We start from the raw sequence: 25,911 nt of genomic DNA on the forward strand, positions 1-25,911 counted from the left end.
TTCGGTATCGCTCTGCATGGAGCAACCTTCGGGCAGCACAGGCGTGCCGGGCGCGCGTTTCGGGGGTAGAATGCGCGCCTAACCGTGACAGCCTGACTAAAAAAACTATGTCCTTGCCCAAGCATCATCTGGAATTGCTCAGCCCTGCCCGCGATGTGGCCATCGCCCGTGAGGCGATCCTGCACGGCGCCGACGCCGTCTACATCGGCGGCCCGAGCTTCGGCGCCCGCCACAACGCCTGCAACGAAGTGAGCGAAATCGCCGATCTGGTGGAGTTCGCCCGCAAGTATCACGCGCGAATCTTCACCACCATCAACACCATCCTCCACGACAACGAACTGGAGCCGGCGCGCAAGCTGATCCATCAGTTGTACGACGCTGGCGTCGATGCGCTGATCGTCCAGGATCTGGGCGTGATGGAGCTGGACATTCCGCCCATCGAGCTGCACGCCTCGACCCAGACCGACATCCGCACCCTTGAGCGAGCGAAGTTCCTCGATCAGGCCGGTTTCTCGCAGTTGGTTTTAGCTCGTGAGCTGAACCTGCAAGAAATTCGCGCCATCGCCGACGAAACCGACGCCGCCATCGAATTCTTCATTCATGGCGCGTTGTGCGTGGCGTTCTCCGGGCAGTGCAACATTTCCCACGCGCAGACCGGGCGCAGCGCCAACCGTGGCGACTGCTCGCAGGCCTGCCGCTTGCCGTACACCCTTAAAGATGAAAAGGGTGGCGTAATCGCCTACGAAAAACACCTGCTGTCGATGAAAGACAACAACCAGAGCGCCAACATCCGCGCACTGGTCGAGGCCGGTGTGCGTTCGTTCAAGATCGAAGGTCGCTACAAGGACATGGGCTACGTGAAAAACATCACGGCCTATTACCGCCAGCGCCTCGACGACGTGCTCGAAGACCGTCCGGACCTGGCCCGCGCCTCCAGCGGCCGCACCGCGCACTTCTTCCTGCCGGACCCGGAAAAGACTTTCCACCGGGGCAGCACCGACTACTTCGTCACTGATCGCAAGATCGACATCGGCGCGTTCGACTCGCCAACCTTTACCGGCCTGCCGGTAGGCACCGTCGAGAAAGTCGGCAAGCGTGACATGCAGGTCGTGACTCACGAAGCGCTGTCCAACGGCGATGGCCTGAACGTGCTGGTCAAGCGCGAAGTGGTCGGTTTCCGCGCCAACATCGCCGAAGCCAAAGGTGAGTTCGAAGAAGACGGCGAGAAGCGCTACCGCTACCGCGTCGAGCCGAACGAAATGCCTGAAGGCCTGTTCAAGCTGCGCCCGAACCACCCGCTCAATCGCAACCTCGACCACAACTGGCAACAGGCGCTGCAAAAGACCTCTTCCGAGCGTCGTGTGGCCCTGAGCTGGACGGCTCGCTTACGCGAAGATCAGCTGGAAATCACCGCCACCAGCGAAGAAGGCATCAGCGCCAGCGTCACCCTGAACGGGCCGTTCGGCGTGGCCAACAAACCTGAGCAAGCGCTGGAACAGTTGCGCGATCTGCTCGGTCAGCTCGGCACCACGCAGTACCACGCCACCGACATCAAACTCGATGCGCCACAGGCGTTCTTCATCCCGAACTCGCAGCTCAAATCCCTGCGCCGTGAAGTGATCGAAGCGCTGACCGCTGCCCGTGTCGCCGCGCATCCGCGTGGCAGCCGCAAAGCCGAAACCAGCCCGCCGCCGGTGTACCCGGATTCGCACCTGACGTTCCTGGCCAACGTGTACAACCAGAAGGCCCGCGACTTCTACCACCGTCACGGCGTGAAGCTGATCGACGCCGCGTACGAAGCGCACGAAGAGCCAGGCGAAGTGCCGGTGATGATCACCAAGCACTGCCTGCGTTTCTCCTTCAATCTGTGCCCGAAACAGGCCAAAGGCGTGACCGGTGTGCGCACCAAAGTCGCGCCGATGCAGTTGATTCACGGCGATGAAGTGCTGACGCTGAAGTTCGATTGCAAGCCGTGCGAGATGCACATCATCGGCAAGATGAAAGGCCACATCCTCAACCTGCCGCAACCGGGTAGCGTGGTCGGCCACATCAGCCCCGAAGACCTGATGAAAACCATCCCGCGCGCACCGCACTGAGTGGTTGGCGGGTACGGCGCTCCGGCGCCGTACCCGCCTGCCCCGCTTCGCGGCGCGACAAATCGCAGGCATAAAAAAACGCCAACTTCTTGCGAAGTTGGCGTTTTTTTCGAATATGGCAGGGGCGGCTGGATTCGAACCAACGCATGGCAGGATCAAAACCTGCTGCCTTACCGCTTGGCGACGCCCCTACTGCTCTTTCCAGCGCCTCGTTGAGGTTTGCTGTGAGAACGGGGCGCAATTTACCAAGGTTTTTTTACTTTGTGAAGCACGAAGTGAAATATTTTTTGTTTTAAAACAGCGACTTATTATTTTGGCTGGATTCCGGCCATGATCTGCCCGTTTGGCGCTGTGTATCACACTGTGTACGAACGCCGCCGCGATACATCGCCATTCAACTACGCCCCTCTCCGACACAGACCAGATACGTCCCCGCGTTCAAATGCCCTCAAGGTTTGAAGGATTCATTCGGAACCCTTGGCCAAAGGCTCGCACAGGAGACGTCACCATGAAGATGGCACTGCACACCCGCAAAACCGCTTTCGGACTTTCGATGCTGGCGCTGTCGTTGTTCGGCGCTTTTGGCACGGCTCAGGCACAAACCACTGAACCTGCTGCGGTCAGCTATTCGGCGCCCTCGCCCTTCGGCCCGTTGAAACATGTCAAGGCTGGTGTGCTCGACGTGGCCTACGCCGAAACCGGCCCGGCCGATGGCCCGGTGGTGATTCTGCTGCACGGCTGGCCCTACGACATTCACAGCTACGACGAGGTCGCGCCGTTGCTGGCAGCCAAGGGTTATCGCGTGCTGATGCCGTATGCGCGGGGTTATGGCGATACGCAGTTCCTCTCCAAAGACACCCTGCGCAACGGCCAACCGGCGGCGCTGGCCAGTGACGTCATCGATTTCATGGACGCGCTGCAGATCAAGCAAGCGGTGCTCGGCGGGTATGACTGGGGCGCACGTTCGGCGGACATCGTCTCGGCGCTGTGGCCGGAACGGGTCAAGGCGCTGGTCTCGGTCAGCGGTTACCTGATCGGCAACCAGGCCGCTGGCAAGAATCCGCTGCCGCCCAAGGCTGAATTGCAGTGGTGGTATCAGTTCTACTTCGCCACCGACCGTGGTCGCGCCGGTTACGAGAAGAACACTCACGACTTCGCCAAGCTGATCTGGCAACTGGCTTCACCGCAGTGGAAATTCGACGACGCCACGTTCGACCGCTCCGCCAAAGCCCTGGAGAACCCGGATCACGTCGACATCACCGTGTTCAACTACCGCTGGCGTCTGGGCCTGGTGCAGGGCGAAGCGAAATACGCCGCACTGGAACAGAAACTGGCCACCGCGCCGTCGATCAGCGTGCCGACCATCACCCTTGAAGGCGACGCCAACGGCGCACCGCACCCGGCGCCCGAGGATTACGCCAAACGCTTCACCGGCAAGTATCAGTTCCGCTTGATCAACGGCGGGATTGGTCACAACTTGCCGCAGGAAGATCCGCAGGCGTTTGCCAAGGCTGTGATCGACGCCGATCATCTGTAAACAAAAAAGCACTCAGCAGCAAACGCTGGCTGTTTGATGGTGGGGTTGAGGCTCAAGGGATGGTCAGATGCGGTGTAAGAGTTTTGCAGATTCTTTGTCTGAACTGGCGTCATCGCGAGCAGGCTCACTCCTACAGGAGACCGCATTCCAAATGTAGGAGTGAGCCTGCTCGCGATGACGCTTGACCAGACACCCACAAGCCTGACTAACGTGCGTGATTACTCGGTTGGCACAACAAGATCCAACGCCTTGTTCACCGCCAACTCTCCCAACATGACCACTTGCGCAATGCCCAGCAGCGTATGGCGGTGTGATCCTTCTAGCACCCCGGCAAAATTGCCGAGCATGACCGAGGCAGACGCCAAGGATCCGCAAGCATTGGTCAGCAACGACTCGGTGTCTGCATGCGGGTTGGCCATGAACAGAGCGTTGGGCGTGTAGGGTGTGGCCATGATCGCGGCAGGCAACAGGTAATGGTCAAGCGCACTCGCGGATGCTTCCGTGCAATGAGGAGGCACGCCCCCTCACCCATCTGCACCGCGACTAATGCGGCAAGCGCTGGTTGTCCAGGACTCGACCCACGACCAACTCACTGAGCATGATCACCTGTTGCAGGATCAGCATCTTTCGGCGCTGCGAAATGTCTATCGAATCTGCGAGTTCACGCGCCATGTCACTGGCAGAGGACAACGTTTCAGTCGCCTCGACGAGCAGCGTTTCGTCATCCACCGTGGGGGCGACGAGGTAGATCCTGCCGGTCTTGCGGGTGGGGATTGAGGTCTTTAGTGCTGAAGGATTGAGATAGAAGTTGATGGCGCGTTCTGTGGCCTCTTTGATGTTCTGAGGTTCGAGCGCGGCGTCGTAGGGGATTGGGTCGGATTCTGGTGGGTTGGGCGTAATTTTGAACATAAATGACACCTGTTTTAAAAGATAAAAGGAGCCATCACTCTCGCTACCAAACGAAGGGTGGCGGCCATTTGTGGGTTGGTAGACCGGTCAAAACAGTAAACCCGGCGCTCCCGAGGGAGCCCCACGCATGGCCACCATATAAATCTCAGCCTTAAAAAACGAGGCTGCACATGGCGACGCAATAACTGTAAATGAAGCGGGCTACCAAACCCGACCACTGTTTTTTTGCAGTGACAAGGAAACGATACAGCCCGCCTCAAGCCGCGTAAGCCGGCGGATTCTGGCGTACGCGTAGGCAACGGCGCAAGGTTTTGTAGCCGTTATGGCGTAACAGTGCGTGTAAGTTAAACGGGTGTGCGTAACGATGTTTAAACACTGTGGCCGAGGTGCGGAATTACTCGCAAAGGGCTGCGCAGCAGCCTAATCAGAGATGTTTTCCAAGCCCCTGAAAGAGCTGCGGCGCGGTGCGCTCATGAGCGGCGAGGATCAGGGCACAGGTTGAGGCTCGACGGGTTTCAGCAGGTCGCCTGAAAGGATCTCAAAGATGCAAAACTCGTCGGGATCCCGGGAAGTATCGGCCTTGATCCTTGCCAGACTTTTCGCAATGTTAGCCGCCTGCACTTCGCCAACCTCAAGTTCCTCGACGAGGAAATACTCGAGCGCTGTTTGCTCATCAGACTTATAGGCAAGCTCGACAGCGTTTTCGAAGAGCTTCATATCTGGCTGTCGAGTGATTTCCTCACAACCCGCTTCCAACGGCCAATCATCCAGAGATCTGATGAGGTGGCTATAGATATCCGCCAACTCACCCAGCAACGCGATCGATTGAGGATAGCTAGCACTAATCCAAGGCTTGTCAGTTTCCAGGGAATAGGTGATTCCGTTACAGGTGATCTGGAGCGGAGCCTTTCGATGATAGCCTGCGTTATGCACCGTATTCCGGCAGGCACCCAAGAACTGAATGATGTTCTTGTCGTGTTTGATGTCCCGCCCGTATTTTTGCTGGTCGACCATTTTGTAAAGTGCGTTAATCTTGTCCGGGATAGATCGGTGAGGGCCGCGCACCTCCAGAATTTCGTTCAGGTACTTCGACCTATCCTCGTCTGAGTTCGATTCGCTATGTCGCTTGAGCAACCCGATGAACTTATCCTTCCGGCTTTTTTCGTAATCCGCTTCCAACCTTTCAGCGTAGCCGTCGTAGAGCTTCGTAATCCAGTGTTCGAAGCAGGAATACGCCGAAACGGTGAAGTCCAGCATCAGGCTCCCCACCATTCCATTGATACGACCGGAGAAAAGCGCTCTGATATCCGACAACGACGCATTGAAATCGTCATGTTCCAGATTGGCCCCCTTTCCATCGACCTGTACACGAGGGGTCAAATGTCGCTCTTCAAGCATCTCAACCAACAACTCAGAGCATAAGTGTCTCGCAGCGGTGTTGGACAATTCTTCATTCATCATGAAAACGATCGGCAGGTCGCAAACATCCCTGAGGTGCGAGTAGTAGTTATGCACCATAAAAAACGGCAGGCGGTTCTTGTTGATCTGGTAATTGCCGCGCAGCGTGTGCTTTTCCAAGATAATGGCTTTGTTCTTCAAGGCCAGGAAGGCAGCAATTATCAGTTTGTGATTGCTATCGAAAGTACTCATCTGAACTCCTGTTCTAGATTGCTCATGGTTGACGTATTGCGCGGACCGGGCGATCCGCACAATCAAGGCATTGTGACATCACTTTTAGGATGTATGCCACCGACTGCGTCTGCTGGCTCTCCGATAAGGGCTCCCAACACGACACTAGCGCTATTTGACCAGCCGTTTTTCCTTCGACGGCCGATAACCGAAATACGAGCTGTAGCACTTGCTGAAATGGCTCGGCGAAACAAACCCGCAAGCCACCAGCACTTCCACTTGCGACAACTCAGTGTGTTGCAGCAAGCGCCGCGCTTCGGTGATGCGCAGTTCCAGGTAATAGCGTTGCGGCGTCGTGCCGAGTTGTTCCTTGAACAAGCGCTCCAACTGGCGTCGAGAGCGACCGGCGTAAACCGCCAGTTGTTCTAGCTCCAGCGGTTCCTCCAGATTGGCATCCATCAACTTCACAACTTCACGCAACGGCGCACTGACGCAGATGTTTTCATCCGGTTTGATCCGCCGATAACGCGACTCCTCGAACGCCAGAATGTCTTCAATACCCTCGACCAGCGCCTTGCCGTGCAAACCTTTGATCCAGTCCAGTGCCATGTGAAAAGCCCCGGACGGGCTCGACGCGGTGAGCCGGTCGCGATCGATCACGTAAGGCTCGCTGCTGACCTGGGTGGACTTGGCGATTTCAGTGAGCGCCGGGCGATGTTCCGGGTGGATCGCGCAGCGGTAGCCATCGAGCAATCCGGCGCGGCCGAGGAACCACGCGCCGTTCCACAAACCGGCGAGGGACACGCCCCGCTCCGCCGCCGCCCGCAACAAACCGATCAGCTCATCCGTTGCCTTCAGCTCGGTTCGATAACCACCGCACACCACCAGCAAATCCAGTTCCTGAAGCGCCGCCAGATCAATCCGTGCGTCCGGGCGAATGACCAGGCCCAGATCGCTGATCACCTCGGCTTCGCTCAAGCCGAACGTGCGCGACGCAAACAGCTCGGCGCGCAACAGGTTGGCGGTGATGATGGTGTCCAGCGCCTGGGTGAAGGCCGGCAGCGAAAAGTGTTCGAGCAGCAGGAAACCGGTGCGCGTCATGCGGGTGTCAGCCGATTGCTCATTCAAATAGCGGAGGTTTTTCCCCTTCATGCCTCCGCTGAATTGGCGTCGTTCGATCAAGGTCAGGTCCATCGGTCATGTTGTTATCCGCCGATAGTTGGCCCGATCCGCCGCAGAGTCAATCACGCCTGTGGCTGGTGACTGGTTACGCAGTGAATCCCGCCGCCACCGGCAGCAATCGCGTCGATGTTGAGCTGGACGATTTCTCGATCCGGATACAGCTTGGCCAGCAGGTCAAAGGCCTTTTTGTCCGCCGCTTTGTCGCCGAATTCCGGGGCGATGATCGCGCCGTTGATCACGAAGTAGTTGATGTAGCCGGCAGCGAAATCCGGGTTGTTCTTGTTGAATTTGGTGTTACGCGGTTTCAGCGGCGGCGAAATTGTATGAATCTGCAGCTTGCGGCCATCGGCGTCGGTGGCGTTCCTGAGGATTTCCAGGTGCGCCAGCGTGACCTTGTGATCGTAGGATTCAGGGTCGGTGTCGAGGTTGGCGATCACCACACCCGGCTTGATGAAGCGCGCATAGAAATCGACGTGAGCGTCGGTGATGTCTTTGCCCTTGATGCCCGGCAGCCAGATGATTTTGCGCAGGCCCAGGCGCTCCTTCAGTTCTGCCTCGACGTCGGCCTTGCTCCAGTCGGGGTTGCGATTGCGGTTGATCCAGCTGCTCTCGGTCATGATTCCGGTGCCGTGGCCGTCGACTTCGATGCCGCCACCCTCGCCCACCAGCTCAGTGCGGATGTAAGTGGCTTGCGCGTCATCGGCTACCAGCGCGGCGATTTGTGCGTCTTTGCTGTGTTGCTGCTTGTCGCCCCAACCATTGAAGTTGAAGTCGACGGCACCGAGGCCACCCTTGTCGTCGATGACGAAGTTGGCGCCGATGTCACGCATCCAGATATCGTCGAGCGCGGCGGTCACGTAGGTGATGTTGCGGGTGCCGCAAAACTCTTCGGCGAGGCTGCGCTCGTTCTTGCGGCAGAACACCGTGACCGGTTCATAACGGGCGATGGCGCGGGCGATGCGACCGAGGGCTTCCTGGACGTCTTCGGTGAAGTCTTCCCAGATCGCATCCTGCGCGCCGAAGGCGATGTAGGCGCGCTCGTGTTTGTCGCCCTCGTCGGGCATGAACCAGCGCCCCTGCGCGGCGGCCAGCACGCTGCCCGGCAGGCCGAGGCCCATGACCGCGGCGCTGACACCGGCGAGTACCGAGGCCTGTTTGATGAATTCGCGACGTGTCGTCATGTGGGTTTTCCTGAGTAACGGTGAAGGCCGGCGATGGCTCGCCGGCCGTGGATCATTGGCCAGTGGCGGTTTTGAATTTGGTCCAGGTGCGCATGCGCGCGCGCATGTCGGCCTGGGGAATATCCTTGCCGGGGATTAATCGAGCATAGGTCGCTTCGTCGAGGTAGATGTCCGGGTTGTCGCGCATCGCTGCATCGACGTTCGGCCGTGCCTTGGCATTGGAAGTCGGGTAACCGGTGAAGTTACTGATCGCAGCCATGTTCTGCGGGCGCATGACGAAGTTGATGAACGCATAGGCGTACTCCGGGTGTTTGGCGTCCACCGGAATGGCCATGGTGTCCATCCACACCGTGGTGCCCTCGCGGGGAATCCGGTACTGGAATTTCGTCTGTTTGCCGGCGCTGTCGGAGGTGCGCTGCGCCTGGGTCATGTCGCCGCTGTAACCGAGCGACAGGCACAGGTTGCCGTTGACCAGATCGGTCACCGGTTGCGACTGGAACTTGCGCACGTAAGGACGCATTTTCATCAGCACTTCACTGGCCGCCGCCAGATCCGCGGGTTTCGCGCTGCGCGGATCACGCCCGAGGTAATTGAGCACCACTGCCAGCACTTCGTCCGGCGAGTCGATCATCGAGATGCCGCAGTCGGCGAACTTCGCCGCCAGCTCCGGTTTGAACAACATGTCCAGGCTGTTCACCGGCGCATCGGCCATGCGCTGCTTGATCTGTTCGGCGTTGTAGGTCAGGCCGATGGTGCCCCAGGTGTAAGGCACCGTGGCTTTGCTGGAGTGCTCGTAATGGCTGCGCAACTTCTGCAAACCGGGCTCGATGTCGTTCAGTTCGGTCAGCTTCGACTGATCCAGCGGCAGCAGGCTGCCGGCGCGCATCAGGCGTTCGGCCACGGTGTCGCCGGGGAAGATCAGATCGTAACCGCTGCCACCGGAAAGCATCTTGGCTTCGAGGGTTTCGCTGCCGTCCATGACGTCGTAAATCACCTTGATCCCGGTTTCTGCGGTAAAGCGGCTCAGGGTGTCTTCGGCAAAATAATCCGCCCAGTTGTACAGCCGCAGCGTCTTGTCCTCGGCATGCAGCGCAGGCATGAAGCAAGTCAGCGCCAGGCCCATCGCGCCGAGTAACCGCTTGTGGTTCGTGGTCATGTCAAACCCCTTGAGTATTCCAGCGTGCATGGAGGTGACGGCCATCCTGGGTGAGCAATGCGCCGTACATGTCTGGACGGCGGTCGCGGTAAATGCCCCAGGTCAAACGGTCTTCGCGCATGGCCGCCAGGTCGAGGCTGTGCACCAGCACGCCGGTGCTGTCGCGATCGGCTTCGGCGAGCAATTTGCCCTTGTGATCGCTGATAAACGAAGAGCCGTAGAAACCCATTTGCAGCATCGGATCGGTGCTCGCGGTTTCGCGCCCGACCCGGTTGCACGCCACCACCGGCAGCAGATTCGCCGCCGCATGACCGCGCATGGTCATCTGCCAATGGTCGCGGGAATCCAGCGTTGCGCAGCCCGGCTCAGAGCCGATTGCCGTAGGAAACAGCAGCACCTCGGCGCCCATCAGCGCCAGACACCGCGCGGTCTCGGGGAACCACTGATCCCAGCAGATGCCCACGCCGAGACGGCCGAACGCGGTGTCCCAGACTTTGAAACCGGTGTCGCCGGGGCTGAAATATTCCTTCTCCTGATAACCGATGGCGTTGGGAATGTGCGTCTTGCGATACACGCCCAGCAAGCGTCCGTCGGCATCGGCCACGGTCAGCGAGTTGAAGTAGGCGTTACCGGCCTTCTCGAACCAGCTCAGCGGCAACACCACACCCAACTCCCGGGCCAGCGCGGCAAAGCGATCAAGCACGTGGCTGTCGCGATACTCCTGCGCCAGCGCAAGATGCTGGTGGTTCTGCTCGATGCAGAAATACGGCGTGGCAAACAGCTCCTGCAACAGGATCACTTGCGCACCTTTGGCAGCGGCCTCGCGCACCAGTTGTTCGGCGCGGTCAAGGTTGCCCGGCAAATCCCAGGTGCACGGCATCTGCGTAGCGGCGACGGTCAGCATCGTCATGTTTCAACCCTCCACCGGCCAGGCTGGCTGCTGCTGGGTGATGCAGTGCACACCGCCGCCGCCATGGGCCAGATGGTTGATGCGCACCGGCACCACTTCGCGTCCCGGGAAGGCCTGTTCCAGCACTTTGGCAGCAACGTTGTCGGCCTCGATCCCGTAAGCCGGCATGATGATCGCGCCGTTGGCGATGTAGAAATTGGTGTACGAAGCGCAGAACACTTCGGCTTCGGTGTCCACGGCGTCGGTGGCTTCAAACAGCTCAATCAGCTCGAACTGGCGGCCGTTGGCATCGGTTGCCAGCTGCAGTGCGCGACGGTTTTCCTTGACGACTTCAGCGTATACCGACGATTGATCGTGGGTCGCATCGACCAGCAACACGCCAGGACGGGCGAAGGCGCAGACGCCATCGACGTGGCCGTCGGTCATGTCACCGGTGACGTAATCCGGATCGCCCGGCAACCAGATGGTTTTCTTCACACCGAGCAGACGGCTGAAGATTTCTTCCATCTCGGCCTTGCTCATGCCCGGGTTGCGATTGGGGTTGAGCAACACCGATTCAGTGGTGATCAGCGTGCCTTCGCCGTCAACGTGAATCGCCCCGCCCTCGTTGCTCAGCGGCGTGCCGAAGCATTCCAGACCGAGATGATTGAGCGCACGACGCGCGAGGCTTTCGTCCAGGTCATGGGCCGACTTGCCGCCCCACGCGTTGAAGCGCCAGCTCACCCCGGCCAGACCTTGCTGCGGATGGCAGACGAAGCTTGGCCCGGAGTCGCGGCACCAACTGTCGTTGACCGCCAATGGGATCAGCTGGATGTTCGGCCCGCACAAGGCTTTGGCGCTGGCGATGGCCGAGGGATCGACGACCATTTTTACCGGTTCGAAACGGGCGATGGCGTTGGCCACCCGAGCGAAATCTTCCTGCACCAACGGCAGGGTCACGCGCCAACCGGATTCCCAAAGTGCCTTGTTGTGTGGCCAGACCATCCACGTCGCTGCGTGCGTCACCCATTCCGCCGGCATCATCCAAGCGCTGTTTTTATTGTCGTTGTGCTGCATGATAAGCCTCGTCAGTTAAGCTGTTGTGTTCACGACGACCATGCTACGGACAAGCAAACAGGCAAACAAACGATGGATTTAGCGCACAACTGATTAGAGGAGCTTATCGATATGCTAAAACACTGGCCCCCGCTCAGCTCCTTGCGCGGCTTTGAAGCGGCCGCCCGGCTGGGCAGTTTTCACAAGGCCGCGCAAGAGTTGAACCTCACGCAGTCGGCGATCAGTCAGCAGATCCGCAGCCTTGAGGCGTATCTGGAACAGCCGCTGTTTTTCCGCAGCGGGCGCAGCGTGGCACTCACCGACGCCGGGCACGATTTGCTCAGCACCACGCAAGCAATGCTGCAGCAATTGGCCGTCGGCATTCGTCGTCTCGGGCAGTATCAGAAGCCCAATCAATTGGTGCTCAACACCACGCCGGCGTTTGCCCGTCATTGGTTGTTGCCGCGTCTGGGGGCGTTTCGCCGCGAGCATCCGCAGGTCGATCTGTGGATCTACAGCACCGATGAAGTGCCGGACATGGCCAGCCAGACCATCGATCTGGCGGTGCGCGACGACATCAGCTCGCAGGCCGAATGCAGTTTCAAAGTGCTGCACGCCGATCGCCTCTACCCGGCGTGTCACCCCAGCGTGTTGGCACTGCCCGCCACGCAACGCACCACGTTGCATGGCGAGCGCGAAATGGACTGGAGCCATTGGGCCGTCGAGGCCGGGATTGATGTCGGCCAACAGGATCAAGGCCTGAATTTTTCCGATCCGGGCTTGTTGCTCGACGCCGCGTGTTCGGGCCTGGGCATCGCGCTGGTCAGCCAGTTACTCAGCCGTCAGGCGCGGGCCGACGGCGTGCTGCAACCCTTGGTCGAGCACACGATTCGCGGGCCGAACTGGGCGCTGCTGACACACCGCGACAGTGAACACGACCCGATGGCACGCAGCTTCAGCGAGTGGCTGTTGCAGAATCTGGCCGAGCCATGACCGACGCATGTTGCGCCATGACCTCGACAATCCAGTCGATGAACACGCGCAGCTTGAGGCTGACATGCCGGTTCGGTGGGTAGGCCACGTACAGCGGCATCGGATCCAGCTGCCAGTCTTCAAACAACGGCAGCAGTTCACCGCTGGCCTCGTGGGCTTTCGACATGTAGGTCGGCAGCCACAACACGCCCATCCCGGCCAGACCCGCCGCCAGATAAGCGTTGCCGTCGTCCACCGCCAACACGTGTTGGCCGCGGATCTGCAGCCGCTCACTGGCATTGTGCAGGGCGTACGGCAGCGGTTTGCCGGTGCGCGCCCAGAGAAACCCGACCACCCGATGATGCGAGTCTTCCAGCTCCCGGGGATGCGTCGGCGTGCCGGCGCGCGCCAGGTATTGCGGCGCGGCAAACACGCCGAGCTTGAGATCGGCGACGCGGCGGGCCATCAGCGATTGATCCAGCAGTTCGCCGCCGCGCACCACGCAGTCGACGTTCTCGTCGATGATGTCGACGATCCGGTCGCTGACGCCCATGTCGATTTGAATGTCTGGATAGCGCGCATGAAAATCCGGCAGCACCGGCATCAGAATAAGACGTGCCAACGGGCTCGGCACATCGACGCGCAAGCGCCCTTTAGGCAGCACCGCCGCACCGGGCAGGCTGGTTTCGGCATCATCGATGTCGGCCAGCAGCTTGATCACCCGTTCATAAAACACCGCGCCGTCGGCGGTGACGTTGACCTTGCGCGTGGTGCGATTAAGCAGCTTGACCCGCAGCCGCGCTTCCAGTTGCTGAACCAGTTGCGTCACCGTGGTCTTGCTCATGTGCAGGGTTTGCGCTGCCTTGGTGAAACTCCCCGCCTCGACCACCCGGGCAAAGGCCTGCATTGCATCAAAACGGTCCACGTCGCGCCCTCTGATTGTTCGGGTTTCACAAACAGTGAACGCCAAGCTTGCGCGTTTATCGTCCGACTGCAAATACCTAAAGTGGCGCCATCAACTCACAGATGGAGACACCCATGACTCAGCGCGACGTTGTTTTCCCACCAGCTCGACGCACGCTTTACGAACGTCATCGTTACTCGCCGGCCGTGCGTTCCAATGGCTTCCTGTTTGTCTCGGGACAAGTCGGCAGCACCGAGGACGGCACCCCCGAACCGGATCTGCAAAACCAGGTGCGCCAAGCCTTCAACAACCTTAACGCAATCCTCCACGAGGCCGCTTGCACCTTCGACGACGTGATCGACGTCACCGTGTTCATTGTCGACCCGCAACACAAATTCGAGACGATCTGGAACGTGGTGCTCTCGGAGTTCTGGGGCGATGCACCGCATCCGACGGTGACAGCGGTTGGCGTGACCTGGCTGTATGGTTTCGACTTCGAGATCAAGGTGATCGCCAGACTGCCCGAAGCGGCCTGACATTCAGCCCCATACACAGCGTGTCGGAATCGTCGCAGATTGCCCGGCACGTCTGTCTCGAAGCCCGTCGTAGCATCTCCCGGCCGATTAACATTGGTCTTTCCCCGTTCGAATGCGTATAACCTCGCCGTTTCGTCTACCCTGACTTTGCGCGCCATTGCGGTAATACCGCGATGGCCCAACGACTTATGACGTTCATGAAACGGAGATTTCCATGTTCAAGCGAACCCTCGCCCTGTCGGCCGGTCTGGCCCTGTCCTTGTCCGCGCTGGTCAGCCACGCCGCCGACGTGTTGAAAGTCAGCGCCATTCCCGATGAAGCCCCGACCGAACTGCTGCGCAAGTTCGAACCGCTGGGGGCATATCTGGAGCAGCAATTGGGCATGAAGGTGCAGTTCGTGCCGGTGGCTGATTACCCGGCGGTGGTTGAAGCCCTGGCAACTGATCGCCTCGACATGGCCTGGCTGGGCGGCTTTACCTTTGTTCAGGCGCGCTTGAAGACAGACGCCACCACTCCGGTGATTCCACTGGTGCAGCGCGAGCAGGATGCGCAGTTCACCAGCAAATTCATCACCGCCGACCCGAATGTGAAGAGCCTCGCTGACCTGAAGGGCAAGACCTTTGCCTTCGGTTCCGTGTCGTCCACGTCCGGCAGTCTGATGCCGCGTTACTTCATGCTGAAGAACGACAACATCAAACCCGAAGCCTATTTCAGCCGCGTCGCCTACTCTGGCGCCCACGACGCCACGGTGGCCTGGGTACAGGCCGGCAAGGTCGATGCCGGTGTGTTGAACGCCAGCGTCTGGCAGAAACTGGTCGACGCGGGCAAGGTCGACACCAACAAGGTCAAAGTCTTCGCCACCACCCCGACCTACTTCGATTACAACTGGACCGTGCGCGGCACCCTCGACCCGGCGCTGGCCGCGAAGATCAAAAAAGCCTTCCTCGACCTCGATCCAGCCAACCCGGAACAGAAGAAGATTCTCGATCTGCAAGCCGCCAGCCGTTTCATCGAAACCAAACCTGAAAACTACAAGGGCATCGAGGAAGCCGCCCGCGCTGCCGAACTGTTGAAATGACCCTGAGCCTCACTCAAGGCAGCCTGCGCCACGCCAATGGAGTCGATGCCCTGCGTGGCGTCGACTTGCAGATTGGCGCTGGCGAACAGGTTGCAATCATCGGCCCTTCCGGGGCCGGTAAATCGAGCTTGCTCAACTTGTTGGCGACCGCTGTACAACCGAGCAGCGGCGATATTGACGTGCTTGGCGAGCGCGCCTGGCATTTGTCCGCGCGCCAGCGCCAGCGTCTGCGCGCGCGGATCGGTCTGGTGCATCAGGCGCCACCGCTGCCGCCGCGCCAGCGCGTGGTGACGGCCGTACTGGCCGGCAAGCTCGGGCAATGGAGTCTGGGCAAAAGTCTGCTGAACCTGTTGCATCCAGTGGACGTCACGGGCGCCCGCGCAGCGTTGGCACGACTGGACCTGGGCGACAAACTGTTCGCGCATTGCCAGCAATTGTCCGGCGGTCAATTGCAACGGGTCGGCATCGCCCGTGTCTTGTACCAGGCGCCGGAGATTCTGTTGGCCGATGAGCCGGTGTCGGCGATGGACCCGGTATTGGCCGGGCACACATTGTCGATCCTTTCGCGACATGCGCGTGAACACAACGTCACGCTGGTGGCGAGTCTGCACGCGGTCGAACTGGCACTGGCGCACTTCCCGCGCATCATTGGATTGCGCGACGGGCAGATTTTGTTCGATTGCCCTTCCAGCGACGTCAGTCGCGACATGCTCGATACGCTTTACGCCAACGAGCAACTGCAATCTCCACCGCCGCCAAACACGCCGCTGATTGTGCAGATTCCACGATGCTGAGGGCCGATTCACGCGATCCCGCCGCCCTGCCGCGCCTGCTCCTGACCCTGCTCGCGATTGCCCTGCTGTGGCCGGGGATTCAGCTCAGCGAACTGGACCTGGGCGTGCTGCTGCGCGCCGACAGCCAGAATGAAATGGGCCGGTTTGTCGGGCAGTTCTGGCCACCGGCACACGACGAAGCGTTTCTGCAACTGCTGCTCAAAGCCACGCTGCAAACCCTCGCCATCGCCACGGCCGGCATGGCACTGGCGCTGTTGCTGGCGGTGCCGGCCGGATTGCTCGCCAGCCGTGCGTTATCGCTGTCGGCCGCCTCACGCGGGGGCGTGCCCAGCAGACTCGGGCGCCTGCTGCGCTGGCCGGTTCGTGGTTTGCTGATCTTTCTGCGCAGCGTGCCGGAAATCGTCTGGGCGCTGCTGTTCGTACGCGCGGTCGGCCTCGGCCCGGCGGCGGGCGTGCTGGCGATTGCGATCACCTACAGCGGCATGCTCGGCAAAGTCTACGCAGAGATTTTCGAGTCGACCGATCAACGTCCGGCGCACGCCTTGTTGCAGGCCGGCAGCGGTCGGCTCGCGGCGTTTGCCTACGGCACTCTGCCCAATGTCGCCACGGAACTGGTGTCGTACACGGTCTATCGCTGGGAGTGCGCGATCAGGGCCTCGGTGGTCATGGGTTTTGTCGGCGCCGGTGGACTCGGTCAGCAGATCGACCTATCGATTCGCATGTTCGCCGCAGGTGAAGTCGCGAGCATGTTGCTGACGTTTCTGGTGCTGGTGCTGGCCGCCGACCAACTCAGCCGACTGCTGCGCTGGAGGCTGGCATGAATCGCCTGATCAATCTGTTGCTGCTGACCGGCATCGTTTTGGCGGTCATCACGTCGTTCGCTTATCTGGGCCTTGATCTTGGCGAGCTGAGCAGCGTCAACAGCCTGAAGCAGATGGGCGCGTACGTGCAGCGCTTTCTCAGCCCGAACTTGAGCGCAGATTATCTGCGAGCGATTTTCCACGGTTCGCTGGAAACCCTGGCCATGTCGGCCCTCGGCACTTTACTCGCGGCAGTGTTCGGCATTGTCCTCGCCCTGCCTGCTGCCGGACGCTTCGGCTGGCCGCTGCAAAGCGCTTCGCGCCTGTTGCTCAATGGTCTGCGGGCGATTCCGGAACTGGTCTGGGCGGCGCTGATGGTACTCGCTGCCGGCCTCGGCCCGAACGCCGGCACCCTTGCCCTCGCCCTGCATACCACCGGCGTACTGGGCCGCCTGTTCGCCGAAGCCCTGGAAAACACCCCGCCGCAACCCGCCGAAGCCATCCGCTTGCAGGGAGGCAACCCGATCCTCGCCTTCTGCTACGGCACCCTGCCCAACCTCGCCCCGCAACTGCTCGCCTACATTTTGTATCGCTGGGAAAACAACATCCGCATGGCCAGCGTGCTGGGTTTCGTCGGAGCCGGAGGCCTGGGGCAGATGCTCTACGTGAGCCTCAGCCTGTTTCAGGAAGCACAGGCCAGCACGGTGATTCTGGCGATGCTGGGGCTGGTGTTTGTGGTCGACTGGTTGAGCGCGTGGAGCCGGCAGCGTTGGGTCAAGGCGTAGGCGCGGCGGCTGGCGAGTGGATATCCGGCAGATCCTGATTATGCTTCTAGAAACCTCGCGCAAATGCGAGGCCGTCAATCTGTGCAAGCTTCACCCGACAGCGGTTCCGGCATACGCCACAAGGCCTGAGTGCGGTAAGCGGTAAAGGGAGACTCCGGCCTACAACAATAAGCACGACGGAGAGCATCCATGGCCACGATCGACACAACCTCGACAGGCGTTCCACCCCGCAGCGGCGGCATCACCAAGGAGGAGCGCAAGGTCATCTTCGCCTCGTCCCTGGGCACGGTGTTCGAGTGGTACGACTTTTACCTCTACGGTTCGCTCGCGGCGATCATCGCCAAGCACTTCTTCGCCGGCGTCAACGAAACCACGGCGTTCATCTTTGCCCTGCTCGCCTTCGCCGCCGGTTTTGCCGTGCGCCCATTCGGCGCGATTGTGTTTGGCAGGCTTGGCGACATGATCGGGCGTAAACACACGTTTCTGATCACCATCGTGATCATGGGTGTGTCCACCGCAGTGGTGGGGTTGCTGCCCAACTACGCGACCATTGGTGTTGCCGCGCCGATCATCCTGATCACCCTGCGACTGCTGCAGGGTCTGGCACTGGGCGGCGAGTACGGTGGCGCGGCCACCTACGTGGCGGAACATGCGCCACACGGCAAACGCGGCTTTTTCACTTCGTGGATTCAAACCACCGCGACGCTCGGGCTGTTTCTGTCCTTGCTGGTGATTCTCGCCTGCCGCACCGCGCTGGGCACTGAAGCGTTTGAAGCCTGGGGCTGGCGGATTCCCTTCCTGCTCTCGATTCTGCTGCTGATCGTCTCGGTGTACATCCGCTTGCAGCTCAGCGAGTCGCCGGTGTTCCAGAAAATGAAGGCCGAAGGCAAGGCGTCGAAGGCGCCGCTGACCGAATCCTTTGCCCGCTGGGACAATCTCAAAATCGTCATTATGGCGCTGCTCGGCGGCACCGCAGGGCAAGCCGTCGTCTGGTACACCGGGCAGTTCTACGCGCTGTTTTTCCTGCTGCAAACCCTGAAGATCGAAGCGCAGACCGCCAACCTGCTGATCGCCGGATCGCTGCTGATCGGCACGCCGTTCTTCGTGATTTTCGGCAGCCTCTCCGATCGCATCGGCCGCAAAGGCATCATCATGGCCGGCTGCATTCTGGCGGCGCTGACCTATTTCCCGATCTTCCATGCGCTGACCCAGTACGGAAATCCGGACGTGTTCATTGCGCAGGAGAAAAACCCGGTCACGGTGATCGCCAACCCCGACCAGTGCTCGTTCCAGTTCGACCCGGTGGGCAAAGCCAAATTCACCAGTTCCTGCGATCTGGCCAAGACCGTTCTGGCGAAACGGGCGATCCCGTATGAGAACGTCAAAGCCGAACCGGGCACCGTCGCGCAGGTGCGCATCGGCGATAAAGTCGTCGAGAGTTTTGAAGGTAGCAACTTACCGGCCGCCGACTTCAAAACCCGCAACGATGCCTTCACCGCCACCCTCGGCACCGCGCTCAAGGACGCCGGTTACCCGGAAAAGGCTGACCCGGCGAAAACCAATTACCCGATGATGCTGCTCCTGCTGACCATTCTGGTGATCTACGTGACCATGGTGTACGGCCCGATTGCCGCATGGCTGGTGGAGCTGTTCCCGACGCGCATCCGTTACACCTCGATGTCACTGCCCTACCACATCGGCAACGGTTGGTTCGGCGGCTTCTTGCCCACCGTGGCATTCGCCATGGTCGCGGCCACCGGGGATATTTACTACGGCTTGTGGTATCCGATTGTCATCGCGGTGATGACCGCGATACTCGGCACGTTCTTCCTGCCGGAAACCAAGGATCGCGACATTCTTAAAGACTGACTGTGCAGTCCCTGCAGAAGCCGTTGCTGGCGGCTTCTGCAAGGCTCATGACTGACCGGAAGAAATCTCGAACTCCCGCCGCATGACCTCCTCCAACGTGTACAACCCTGGAGGTCTGCACCATGAACAGTGAAATCGACAAAGCCCCGAGCGCCCCGGTCACCGACACATCAGGCAAGCCGGTTGATGTGGTCGAGCGCGATCTTGAGGACGCAAACGCCGACAGTAAGGGCGTGAATGAAGCCATCACGCCCTCTTCCACTCGCGTCAAAGAACAGGACGCCGAAGAGCTCAAGCGCAAAACAGATGAAATCGAACGCAAAGTGGCGGATGGCAACTGAGCGCTAAGCACGGATAGTGCTTCACTCGTCGGCGCCTAACGATGCGGGTGTACGGTCAACGCCACCAGTTTGACCACGATCGGGCGCACGACGAGGATGCACAGGAAGGCGATCGGCATCGCCAGTTTGTAGGCGTGCAAAGTATTGCTCAGGTAATCGTTATCAATGCCGGAGTTGGCGGCGGTGATCACCAGTGACATCAGGAAGGCCATGATCGTCGCCATGTACAGCGCAAACACATACGGCGTCGCCCGCGCGGAAAGCTTGCGGCGACTGATATAGACAGCGTTTTCGGTGACTCTCTGATTCATCGGTGAGATCCGTTGGTTGACAGTGAGCCCGCACCTTAACAACCCGCCCCTCACTCAACTAGACCACGGAACGTGGTTACTTTATAAAGTAGAACTTACGAATTGCTCTTTCATGGCGGGCATGGATGAATCTGTTATCGGCGATCGCCAGTTTTATCAAAGTTGTCGAAGCGGGCTCGATTGTCGGCGCGGCGAAATCCCTCGGCGTCAGCGCGGCGGCAGTGAGCCAGACGCTCAATCGTCTGGAAACGCACCTTGGCGTACGTCTGGTGCAGCGCACCACGCGCAGCATGGCGCTCACCGAGCATGGTGCGGTGTATTACGAAAAAGTCAGGCGCATCGCCGCGGATCTGGAGTCGGCGCAGAGCGCGATCATCGGCAATGACCGTGAGTTGCAGGGCCGCTTGAGCATTGCTTCGACCGCCGCGTTCGGCCGTCATGTCGTCGCCCCGCTGATCGCGGCTTTTGCTGCGCAACACCCGCGCTTGAGCCTTGAACTGTCGACCACCGACCGCAGGATCAACCACATTCAGGACAACATCGATTTGAGCCTGCGAATCAAGCCGCAACTGGAAGAGGGCATCGTTGCGCGCAAGATCGTTTCGCTGCCATTCATCTTCTGCGCATCCCCCGCCTACCTTGAGCGTTGCGGCTGGCCGAATTCGGTGGACGATTTACAGCACCACGCCTGTCTTGCCTTTCGTTATCCGCTCGACGGGCGCTTTCTGCGCTGGGGCTTTAACCGCGATGGCCAACGTTACGACGCGCCGATCAACGCTACGGCCATCAGCGACGACATCGACGCGTTGGCGCAGATGGCCGTAAACGGCGCGGGCGTCACGCGTCTGGCCCAGTTTGTTGCGGCGCCGCACATCGAGCGCGGCCACCTGGTGCCGCTGTTCGAAGATTGCCAAAGCACCGCACAAACTTACTTCGAACCGATGGAAATTTACGCCTGCGTTCAGGATCGCGCGGCGATGACGCCCAAGGTCAAAGCGTTCGTGGCGTTTTTGGCCGAACACTTGAGAAAGCGCTGGCCGCTGGATGATGGTTTGCCTATTGAATGGGTTACGCCAAGTTCATCGTGATTGCCGCTTCACTTCGACTGATTGAACGCGATCGCCGCGCGAATCAGCGCTTGCAGGGCTTTTTCGTCAATCTGTTCGCCTTCGTGAATGTCGATGGCGCGGCGGGTATTTCCCTCCAGGCTGGCGTTGAACAGTTTTGCGGGATCGTCCAGCGCTGCGCCTTTGGCGAATGTCAGTTTCACCGCTGCCTTGTAGGTTTCCCCGGTGCAAAGGATGCCGCTGTGCGACCACACCGGCACGCACCACTTCCACTCTTCGACCACCCCGGGTGCGGCGTGAAGAATGATCTTCCTGACTTTGGCCAATGTCTCTCCCCGCCAGTCAGCCAGATCCTTGATCCGCTCATCAATCAGTGCTGACGGTGACTCGCTGCTCGGCGGTTCGATGGCTTTTTTCATCGTGACGCCCTCTCCACGTGGTTGGCCCGGAATTTTCAATACTAGCCCGCGGTTAAAAAATCGCAGGCAAAAAAAGCCCCGCGACCGAATGAGTCGCGGGGCAAAGAATTGGTTGGTTGCGGCCAACCAAAGGAGCTCGGTGAAAAACAGGTTTACAGGCATTCCTGTGCGGCGCGTTCAAAACTGGACGGCAGAAGGTTTGAGGCCAGCAGGTGTCGCTCGTAGACAAACACCTTGCCGCCACTTCCGGCCTTGTAGGCTTCCAGCACGTTGTCGGCGGAAATCTTGCTCGGCACCACGATCCGGTAACTGCGCTGAGTCTGGGAAACGCTCGGGTTTAACGCGCTGCCTTGCAGCTTCGGCACGACACAATCGGCGTATTGGGCCGGTGTCTTGTGCGTCTGCAGGGTCAGGCTGGGCGTGTTCGGCGCACTGGCGCAACCGGCGAGCAGCAACGCGGCAAAAGTCATGGCAGGGAGCAGTATCGGGCGCATCGGTCACATCCTGAAAATCTGTGGTTTGGGCGACGGTTCGTTTTCACATCGGCCTGTATGTCGGGTCTGATCAGCCTGCGCTGACCAACGCTTTGAGCGAATCATCGAACTGTTTCAAGGCGCTCAGTTGCAGATCGCGTTGCTGCTCGATCTGTGCGGCGATTGCCGGCGCAGCCTTGTTGTGCACCCACACCGACGGCATCTGCCGCTCGACCGCGCCTTCGGCCTTGCCGATGTACTGCAGGTCGGCGTCGTAGAACTGCGCCACGAAACGCGCCTCGACCAGGCTGTTGCGCTGAGTCAACAAGCGGTTGAAGGTGTCGAGCTTCACCACAACATCCGGGTGGGCCTGCACCAATGCATCAAGGTTGTCGTAGACCGTCACCGAGAGAAACTGCTGCTGCAATGAACTGATCAGCCAGTCGATCGCCAGTTCCGGGTCAGAGCTGCTGACAAAAGCGCTGCGAATCGCCGGATCAAGCGCGTCTTTGGCGCCGTTCAGCGCCATCTCGTGATAACGCTCCAGGTATTGCAGATTGTCGCGGGTGTTCGCGCTGTACAGCACGCCCACGGTTTGCGAGTGGTGCAATTCGGCGGCACTGCCAGCGATGGGCAGAAAGTGACACGACGGGGATGTGTCTGCGTAAGCCGGTGCGACGGTGGCAAACCCGCCCATCAGCAGGGCAACGACGGCCAGTCGAGTCAAAATCTTCATCGCGCAAATTCCTTGAGCTGCGTGTTCGATGGAGGTGATTTTCCGCTCATCGCCGGCAAAGCAGAACTTGCGTTTCTTGATGGTCACTATTACTTGAAGCGATAGTTGCGCGGCGTGCAGACTGGTACACACTCATCACAACTAACAAAGACAACTGAGGATCCCGGTTTGAGAACATTCGATTTGATCCGCGACGCGGTTTTGTCCGACTTTCGTGAGCGCGTGGCCGAATATCTGGTCCAGTACGAAACCGTGTTACTCGACAAAGACATCACCGATCAACAACTGAAACGCGACACCGCCAACCAGTTACGCGGTTACTTGCGCGGCCTGAACACCACGCGGGTGTTGGGCATGGCGTACTGGGAAGAACTTGATCGACGGGTTGTCGACACCTGGCTAGCGCCGAAAGAATGAGCGACTAGACTTCCCGGGCTGCGCTGCAGCATCCGGGCGGATCACGCCCTGTCTGGTGATCTGGAGGTGTCCCATGAGTAACACCGAATCCACTACGTTCAACGGCTGGGCCGCAACCGCCGCTGGCGCACCGCTGAAGCGCTACAGCTTCGATGCGGGCCCGTTGGGTGAAGAAGAAGTCGAAGTCGCCGTCGAGTATTGCGGGGTCTGTCACTCCGACCAGTCACTGATCGACAACGACTGGGGCATCAGCCAATACCCGTTTATTCCCGGTCACGAAGCCGTGGGCAAAATCGTCCGGGTCGGCGCCCAGGCGCGCGGACTGAAAGTCGGCCAGCGGGTCGGAATCGGCTGGTACAAAAGCAGCTGCATGCACTGCTCATCGTGCATCGACGGTTCTCATCACCTGTGCAACACCGCCAGACCGACCATCATCGGCAGCAACGGTGGCTTTGCCGATCGCCTGCGAGCGCATTGGGCATGGGCTCTGCCGATTCCCGAGGGCATCGATCCGAGCCTGGCCGGGCCGCTGTTTTGTGCAGGTTCCACCGTGTTCAATCCGCTGGTGGAATTTGACATCAAACCCACTGACCGCGTCGGCGTCGTGGGCATCGGCGGACTCGGGCACCTGGCCCTGCGCTTCCTTAACGCCTGGGGCTGCGAAGTCACCGCGTTCACCTCATCGCTGAACAAACAGGATGAAGCCAAACGCCTGGGCGCGCATAAGGTCGTTGCCTCTACCGACAGCGCGGCACTTAAAGCCATCGCCGGCACTCTGGACTTTCTGTTGATCACCGCCAATGCAAACCTCGACTGGCCAGCCATGCTCGCCACCTTGCGCGGAAAAGGGCGATTGCATTTTGTCGGGATTGTCCCTGATGCAATTCCAGTGCACGTGTTCGACCTGATTCCCAAGCAGAAAACCTTGTCTGCCTCCCCGGTTGGATCGCCCGGCAATACCGCGAAGATGCTGGAGTTCTGCGCGCGGCATCAAATCGTGCCGCAGGTGGAGATGTTTCCGATGAGCCGGATTAATGAGGCGGTCGATCACTTGCGCAGTGGCAAGGCGCGCTATCGCGTGGTGGTGGATGCGAGCAAGTGATGGCGCGGGCGCGACGGGCGATCGCCCTCGCGCCTTCTTTCTCATCTAATAACCCATCGATGCAGTAAACAGCCAGCGATTAGCCATACTGAAAGCAGCCCTATCTCCCTGCCCTGTCGGTGAGTGACATGAACCCGTTACGCAGTTGCTGGCATACATTTGCTTTCGTATTGCTGTTCGGCATGTTCGGTACGGCCAAAGCACAAACTCAACCTGAACTGCCTGCTGTCGAGCTGACACCCGCCGAAACCGCTGAAGTACAGAAACTGGTCTTGCCGGTATTGCCGGACTGGGTCGGGGACTTCGAAGGGATGCGCGAGCGTCGGCTGATTCGCGTGCTGGTGCCGTACAGCAAGACGTTCTTTGAACTGGATCGCGGCCGCCAGCGTGGTTTGAGTTATGAGCTGGGCAAAGGCCTCGAAGCCTGGCTGAACAAGACACAACCCTACGGCAAAAAATCAATGCAGTGGCGCGTCATGTTCATCCCCACTGCCCGCAATGAATTAATGTCCAAACTGACTAAAGGTGCCGGCGATATTGCCGCCGGCGGCCTCACTGTGACCGAGGAACGCCTCAAGGAAGTGGATTTCGCCGATCCGTTCGCCGTGAACATCCCGGAAATTCTTGTCACCCGTCCCGGCAGCAAAGCGGTGGAGAAACCTGAAGACCTGTCAGGCCAGGAAATCACCGTCCGAGGCTCCAGCAGCTATTACGAACATCTTCAGACGCTGAATGACTCGTTCAAGGCCAAGGGCGTGGCACCGATCAAATTGAAGAAGGCTGACGAAAACCTCGAATCGGAAGACTTGCTGCAAATGGTCAATGCCGGATTGCTGCAAGCCACTGTTGTTGACCGCTACATCGCCAAAATCTGGGCACCGCTTTATACCGACATGCAGATCCACGAGGAGATTGTCTTGCATGACAACTCAGAGTTTGCCTGGGCGATTCGCAAAGACAGCCCGCAACTTAAAAGCGAACTGGCCGAGTTCGTCAAAACACACAAAGTCGGCACCACGTTCGGCAATAGTCTGCGTACCAAGTACGTCACCAACAGCAGCAAACGCGTACTCAACGCCACTTCTGAAGAACAGATGAAGAAGTTTCAAGAGATGGTCGACGTGTTCAACCGCCACGCTGCTACCTACGGCTTCGATCACTTGATGCTGATGGCTCAGGGTTTCCAGGAATCACAACTCGATCAGAAGGCTCGCAGCCCCAGAGGCGCGGTCGGGGTGATGCAACTTCTGCCTAAAACCGCCAACGATCCCACCGTCGCAATCGCTGGCATCGACAAGAGCGCCGACAGGAACATCGAGGCTGGCAGTAAATACATGCGCTTGCTTGCGGATAAGTACCTCAACGATCCGCAATTGTCACAAATGAACAAAACGCTGATGACATTCGCCGCTTACAACGCCGGCCCCGGTAACTTGCGTAAATTTCGCGCGTTGGCGGAAAGATCCGGGTTGGACAAAAACATATGGTTCGGCAATGTCGAACAGGCAGCGGCTCAAGTGGTGGGCAGGGAAACCGTGGACTATGTAGGCAACATTTATAAGTACTACGTGGCTTACAAGCTTGTAGAGGAGAAAAATGCGGCGAAAGTTGCTCCGTGAGGTGTCTATCATTTGCTAAATCAGAGCAGGTAAAACTTTCCTGCGGGCAAAAC

General features: G+C 59.5%; 26 protein-coding genes, 1 tRNA gene and 1 pseudogene. 14 read left to right on the forward strand and 14 right to left on the reverse strand.

The window, feature by feature from the left end:
* Window positions 1–107: 107 nt before the first annotated feature.
* Window positions 108–2,096, forward strand: coding sequence for a peptidase U32 family protein (locus F2P67_RS00490; protein ID WP_166215924.1), 1,989 nt, complete (start codon window positions 108–110; stop codon window positions 2,094–2,096).
* 116 nt (window positions 2,097–2,212) lie between these two features.
* Here F2P67_RS00490 and F2P67_RS00495 read toward each other — a convergent pair.
* Window positions 2,213–2,287, reverse strand: a tRNA-Gln gene (locus F2P67_RS00495).
* Window positions 2,288–2,604: 317 nt separating this feature from the next.
* Between F2P67_RS00495 and F2P67_RS00500 the strand changes: the two genes are divergently transcribed.
* Window positions 2,605–3,633 carry an alpha/beta fold hydrolase gene (locus tag F2P67_RS00500; protein ID WP_166215927.1) on the forward strand — a complete coding sequence of 343 codons (1,029 nt, stop codon included), beginning with the start codon at window positions 2,605–2,607 and terminating at the stop codon, window positions 3,631–3,633.
* A 218-nt stretch (window positions 3,634–3,851) separates the two neighbouring features.
* On the opposite strand, the pseudogene F2P67_RS00505 reads toward F2P67_RS00500, so the two are convergent.
* From F2P67_RS00505 to F2P67_RS00540, 8 genes and pseudogenes are all read right to left on the reverse strand, one after another.
* A pseudogene (locus F2P67_RS00505) lies at window positions 3,852–4,133 on the reverse strand (DUF6124 family protein); the annotation flags it as partial.
* 43 nt (window positions 4,134–4,176) lie between these two features.
* Window positions 4,177–4,542, reverse strand: coding sequence for a DUF6124 family protein (locus F2P67_RS00510; RefSeq protein ID WP_166215932.1), 366 nt, complete (start codon window positions 4,540–4,542; stop codon window positions 4,177–4,179).
* Window positions 4,543–5,028: 486 nt separating this feature from the next.
* Window positions 5,029–6,192 (reverse strand): hypothetical protein, encoded by a 1,164-nt coding sequence (locus tag F2P67_RS00515; protein WP_166215935.1) that lies wholly within the window; start codon window positions 6,190–6,192, stop codon window positions 5,029–5,031.
* A gap of 150 nt (window positions 6,193–6,342) precedes the next feature.
* Complete coding sequence (locus F2P67_RS00520; protein WP_166215938.1) at window positions 6,343–7,365, reverse strand: GlxA family transcriptional regulator; 1,023 nt, start codon at window positions 7,363–7,365, stop codon at window positions 6,343–6,345.
* Window positions 7,366–7,415: 50 nt separating this feature from the next.
* Window positions 7,416–8,534 carry an agmatine deiminase family protein gene (locus F2P67_RS00525; protein WP_166215941.1) on the reverse strand — a complete coding sequence of 373 codons (1,119 nt, stop codon included), beginning with the start codon at window positions 8,532–8,534 and terminating at the stop codon, window positions 7,416–7,418.
* A 52-nt stretch (window positions 8,535–8,586) separates the two neighbouring features.
* Window positions 8,587–9,690, reverse strand: a complete 1,104-nt coding sequence (locus tag F2P67_RS00530; RefSeq protein ID WP_166215944.1) for an extracellular solute-binding protein — start codon at window positions 9,688–9,690, stop codon at window positions 8,587–8,589.
* 1 nt (window position 9,691) lies between these two features.
* Window positions 9,692–10,600 carry an N-carbamoylputrescine amidase gene (gene aguB, locus F2P67_RS00535; RefSeq protein WP_166215947.1) on the reverse strand — a complete coding sequence of 303 codons (909 nt, stop codon included), beginning with the start codon at window positions 10,598–10,600 and terminating at the stop codon, window positions 9,692–9,694.
* A 3-nt stretch (window positions 10,601–10,603) separates the two neighbouring features.
* Window positions 10,604–11,656, reverse strand: coding sequence for an agmatine deiminase family protein (locus F2P67_RS00540; protein ID WP_166215950.1), 1,053 nt, complete (start codon window positions 11,654–11,656; stop codon window positions 10,604–10,606).
* 111 nt (window positions 11,657–11,767) lie between these two features.
* Between F2P67_RS00540 and F2P67_RS00545 the strand changes: the two genes are divergently transcribed.
* Complete coding sequence (locus tag F2P67_RS00545; protein ID WP_166215953.1) at window positions 11,768–12,628, forward strand: LysR substrate-binding domain-containing protein; 861 nt, start codon at window positions 11,768–11,770, stop codon at window positions 12,626–12,628.
* Here F2P67_RS00545 and F2P67_RS00550 read toward each other — a convergent pair.
* Window positions 12,591–13,532 (reverse strand): LysR substrate-binding domain-containing protein, encoded by a 942-nt coding sequence (locus F2P67_RS00550; protein WP_166215956.1) that lies wholly within the window; start codon window positions 13,530–13,532, stop codon window positions 12,591–12,593. The genes F2P67_RS00545 and F2P67_RS00550 overlap by 38 nt on opposite strands.
* A 113-nt stretch (window positions 13,533–13,645) precedes the next feature.
* Between F2P67_RS00550 and F2P67_RS00555 the strand changes: the two genes are divergently transcribed.
* The 7 genes from F2P67_RS00555 (at window position 13,646) to F2P67_RS00585 (ending at window position 19,714) form a co-directional block, all read left to right on the forward strand.
* Window positions 13,646–14,047 (forward strand): RidA family protein, encoded by a 402-nt coding sequence (locus F2P67_RS00555; RefSeq protein ID WP_166215959.1) that lies wholly within the window; start codon window positions 13,646–13,648, stop codon window positions 14,045–14,047.
* Between the two features lie 214 nt (window positions 14,048–14,261).
* Complete coding sequence (locus tag F2P67_RS00560) at window positions 14,262–15,125, forward strand: putative selenate ABC transporter substrate-binding protein (protein ID WP_166215962.1); 864 nt, start codon at window positions 14,262–14,264, stop codon at window positions 15,123–15,125.
* Window positions 15,122–15,919 carry a phosphonate ABC transporter ATP-binding protein gene (locus tag F2P67_RS00565; RefSeq protein WP_166215965.1) on the forward strand — a complete coding sequence of 266 codons (798 nt, stop codon included), beginning with the start codon at window positions 15,122–15,124 and terminating at the stop codon, window positions 15,917–15,919. Before F2P67_RS00560 ends, F2P67_RS00565 begins: the two co-directional genes overlap by 4 nt.
* The gene (locus tag F2P67_RS00570) at window positions 15,913–16,740 is read left to right on the forward strand and encodes a PhnE/PtxC family ABC transporter permease (RefSeq protein WP_166215968.1); all 828 of its coding nucleotides are present in this window, start codon (window positions 15,913–15,915) and stop codon (window positions 16,738–16,740) included. The genes F2P67_RS00565 and F2P67_RS00570 overlap by 7 nt, the downstream gene beginning before the upstream one ends.
* Entirely contained in the window at window positions 16,737–17,504 is a 768-nt protein-coding gene (gene phnE / locus F2P67_RS00575) for a phosphonate ABC transporter, permease protein PhnE (protein WP_166215971.1), read from the forward strand. The genes F2P67_RS00570 and phnE overlap by 4 nt, the downstream gene beginning before the upstream one ends.
* A 189-nt stretch (window positions 17,505–17,693) precedes the next feature.
* Window positions 17,694–19,373 (forward strand): MFS transporter, encoded by a 1,680-nt coding sequence (locus F2P67_RS00580; protein WP_166215974.1) that lies wholly within the window; start codon window positions 17,694–17,696, stop codon window positions 19,371–19,373.
* A 122-nt stretch (window positions 19,374–19,495) separates the two neighbouring features.
* A complete protein-coding gene (locus F2P67_RS00585) occupies window positions 19,496–19,714 on the forward strand; it encodes a hypothetical protein (protein ID WP_166215977.1) in 219 nt (72 codons plus the stop codon).
* 35 nt (window positions 19,715–19,749) lie between these two features.
* Here the strand turns inward: F2P67_RS00585 and F2P67_RS00590 are convergent, their stop codons facing one another.
* Window positions 19,750–20,025, reverse strand: coding sequence for a DUF2798 domain-containing protein (locus tag F2P67_RS00590; protein WP_166215980.1), 276 nt, complete (start codon window positions 20,023–20,025; stop codon window positions 19,750–19,752).
* A 125-nt stretch (window positions 20,026–20,150) separates the two neighbouring features.
* Between F2P67_RS00590 and F2P67_RS00595 the strand changes: the two genes are divergently transcribed.
* Window positions 20,151–21,113, forward strand: a complete 963-nt coding sequence (locus F2P67_RS00595) for a LysR family transcriptional regulator (protein ID WP_166215983.1) — start codon at window positions 20,151–20,153, stop codon at window positions 21,111–21,113.
* Window positions 21,114–21,121: 8 nt separating this feature from the next.
* Here F2P67_RS00595 and F2P67_RS00600 read toward each other — a convergent pair whose 3' ends face one another.
* The 3 genes from F2P67_RS00600 to F2P67_RS00610 form a co-directional block, all read right to left on the reverse strand.
* Entirely contained in the window at window positions 21,122–21,511 is a 390-nt protein-coding gene (locus F2P67_RS00600) for a DUF1801 domain-containing protein (protein ID WP_166215986.1), read from the reverse strand.
* A gap of 152 nt (window positions 21,512–21,663) precedes the next feature.
* Complete coding sequence (locus tag F2P67_RS00605) at window positions 21,664–22,005, reverse strand: YajG family lipoprotein (RefSeq protein WP_166215989.1); 342 nt, start codon at window positions 22,003–22,005, stop codon at window positions 21,664–21,666.
* A gap of 70 nt (window positions 22,006–22,075) precedes the next feature.
* A complete protein-coding gene (locus tag F2P67_RS00610) occupies window positions 22,076–22,720 on the reverse strand; it encodes an ATPase (RefSeq protein WP_166215992.1) in 645 nt (214 codons plus the stop codon).
* Window positions 22,721–22,888: 168 nt separating this feature from the next.
* Here F2P67_RS00610 and F2P67_RS00615 point away from each other — a divergent pair, with 168 nt between their 5' ends.
* The 3 genes from F2P67_RS00615 (at window position 22,889) to F2P67_RS00625 (ending at window position 25,858) form a co-directional block, all read left to right on the forward strand.
* Window positions 22,889–23,137, forward strand: a complete 249-nt coding sequence (locus tag F2P67_RS00615) for a hypothetical protein (protein WP_166215995.1) — start codon at window positions 22,889–22,891, stop codon at window positions 23,135–23,137.
* 73 nt (window positions 23,138–23,210) lie between these two features.
* Complete coding sequence (gene ahr / locus F2P67_RS00620) at window positions 23,211–24,239, forward strand: NADPH-dependent aldehyde reductase Ahr (RefSeq protein WP_166215998.1); 1,029 nt, start codon at window positions 23,211–23,213, stop codon at window positions 24,237–24,239.
* A gap of 128 nt (window positions 24,240–24,367) precedes the next feature.
* Window positions 24,368–25,858, forward strand: a complete 1,491-nt coding sequence (locus tag F2P67_RS00625) for an MltF family protein (protein WP_166216001.1) — start codon at window positions 24,368–24,370, stop codon at window positions 25,856–25,858.
* Window positions 25,859–25,911 lie beyond the last annotated feature (53 nt).

Source organism: Pseudomonas atagonensis, from assembly GCF_011369485.1.
Classification (GTDB): domain Bacteria; phylum Pseudomonadota; class Gammaproteobacteria; order Pseudomonadales; family Pseudomonadaceae; genus Aquipseudomonas; species Aquipseudomonas atagonensis.

What these genes read in the sequence shown, in the direction of transcription:
- F2P67_RS00560 (WP_166215962.1), top strand. Translation starts at nt 14,262, where the DNA reads ATGTTCAAGCGAACCCTCGCCCTGTCGGCCGGTCTGGCCCTGTCCTTG.
- F2P67_RS00600 (WP_166215986.1), bottom strand. Translation starts at nt 21,511, where the DNA reads ATGAAAAAAGCCATCGAACCGCCGAGCAGCGAGTCACCGTCAGCACTG.
- F2P67_RS00500 (WP_166215927.1), top strand. Translation starts at nt 2,605, where the DNA reads ATGAAGATGGCACTGCACACCCGCAAAACCGCTTTCGGACTTTCGATG.
- F2P67_RS00540 (WP_166215950.1), bottom strand. Translation starts at nt 11,656, where the DNA reads ATGCAGCACAACGACAATAAAAACAGCGCTTGGATGATGCCGGCGGAA.
- F2P67_RS00590 (WP_166215980.1), bottom strand. Translation starts at nt 20,025, where the DNA reads ATGAATCAGAGAGTCACCGAAAACGCTGTCTATATCAGTCGCCGCAAG.
- aguB (WP_166215947.1), bottom strand. Translation starts at nt 10,600, where the DNA reads ATGACGATGCTGACCGTCGCCGCTACGCAGATGCCGTGCACCTGGGAT.
- F2P67_RS00520 (WP_166215938.1), bottom strand. Translation starts at nt 7,365, where the DNA reads ATGGACCTGACCTTGATCGAACGACGCCAATTCAGCGGAGGCATGAAG.
- ahr (WP_166215998.1), top strand. Translation starts at nt 23,211, where the DNA reads ATGAGTAACACCGAATCCACTACGTTCAACGGCTGGGCCGCAACCGCC.
- phnE (WP_166215971.1), top strand. Translation starts at nt 16,737, where the DNA reads ATGAATCGCCTGATCAATCTGTTGCTGCTGACCGGCATCGTTTTGGCG.
- F2P67_RS00515 (WP_166215935.1), bottom strand. Translation starts at nt 6,192, where the DNA reads ATGAGTACTTTCGATAGCAATCACAAACTGATAATTGCTGCCTTCCTG.
- F2P67_RS00605 (WP_166215989.1), bottom strand. Translation starts at nt 22,005, where the DNA reads ATGCGCCCGATACTGCTCCCTGCCATGACTTTTGCCGCGTTGCTGCTC.
- F2P67_RS00625 (WP_166216001.1), top strand. Translation starts at nt 24,368, where the DNA reads ATGAACCCGTTACGCAGTTGCTGGCATACATTTGCTTTCGTATTGCTG.
- F2P67_RS00565 (WP_166215965.1), top strand. Translation starts at nt 15,122, where the DNA reads ATGACCCTGAGCCTCACTCAAGGCAGCCTGCGCCACGCCAATGGAGTC.
- F2P67_RS00555 (WP_166215959.1), top strand. Translation starts at nt 13,646, where the DNA reads ATGACTCAGCGCGACGTTGTTTTCCCACCAGCTCGACGCACGCTTTAC.
- F2P67_RS00545 (WP_166215953.1), top strand. Translation starts at nt 11,768, where the DNA reads ATGCTAAAACACTGGCCCCCGCTCAGCTCCTTGCGCGGCTTTGAAGCG.
- F2P67_RS00525 (WP_166215941.1), bottom strand. Translation starts at nt 8,534, where the DNA reads ATGACGACACGTCGCGAATTCATCAAACAGGCCTCGGTACTCGCCGGT.
- F2P67_RS00610 (WP_166215992.1), bottom strand. Translation starts at nt 22,720, where the DNA reads ATGAAGATTTTGACTCGACTGGCCGTCGTTGCCCTGCTGATGGGCGGG.
- F2P67_RS00530 (WP_166215944.1), bottom strand. Translation starts at nt 9,690, where the DNA reads ATGACCACGAACCACAAGCGGTTACTCGGCGCGATGGGCCTGGCGCTG.
- F2P67_RS00595 (WP_166215983.1), top strand. Translation starts at nt 20,151, where the DNA reads ATGAATCTGTTATCGGCGATCGCCAGTTTTATCAAAGTTGTCGAAGCG.
- F2P67_RS00510 (WP_166215932.1), bottom strand. Translation starts at nt 4,542, where the DNA reads ATGTTCAAAATTACGCCCAACCCACCAGAATCCGACCCAATCCCCTAC.
- F2P67_RS00490 (WP_166215924.1), top strand. Translation starts at nt 108, where the DNA reads ATGTCCTTGCCCAAGCATCATCTGGAATTGCTCAGCCCTGCCCGCGAT.
- F2P67_RS00580 (WP_166215974.1), top strand. Translation starts at nt 17,694, where the DNA reads ATGGCCACGATCGACACAACCTCGACAGGCGTTCCACCCCGCAGCGGC.
- F2P67_RS00570 (WP_166215968.1), top strand. Translation starts at nt 15,913, where the DNA reads ATGCTGAGGGCCGATTCACGCGATCCCGCCGCCCTGCCGCGCCTGCTC.
- F2P67_RS00585 (WP_166215977.1), top strand. Translation starts at nt 19,496, where the DNA reads ATGAACAGTGAAATCGACAAAGCCCCGAGCGCCCCGGTCACCGACACA.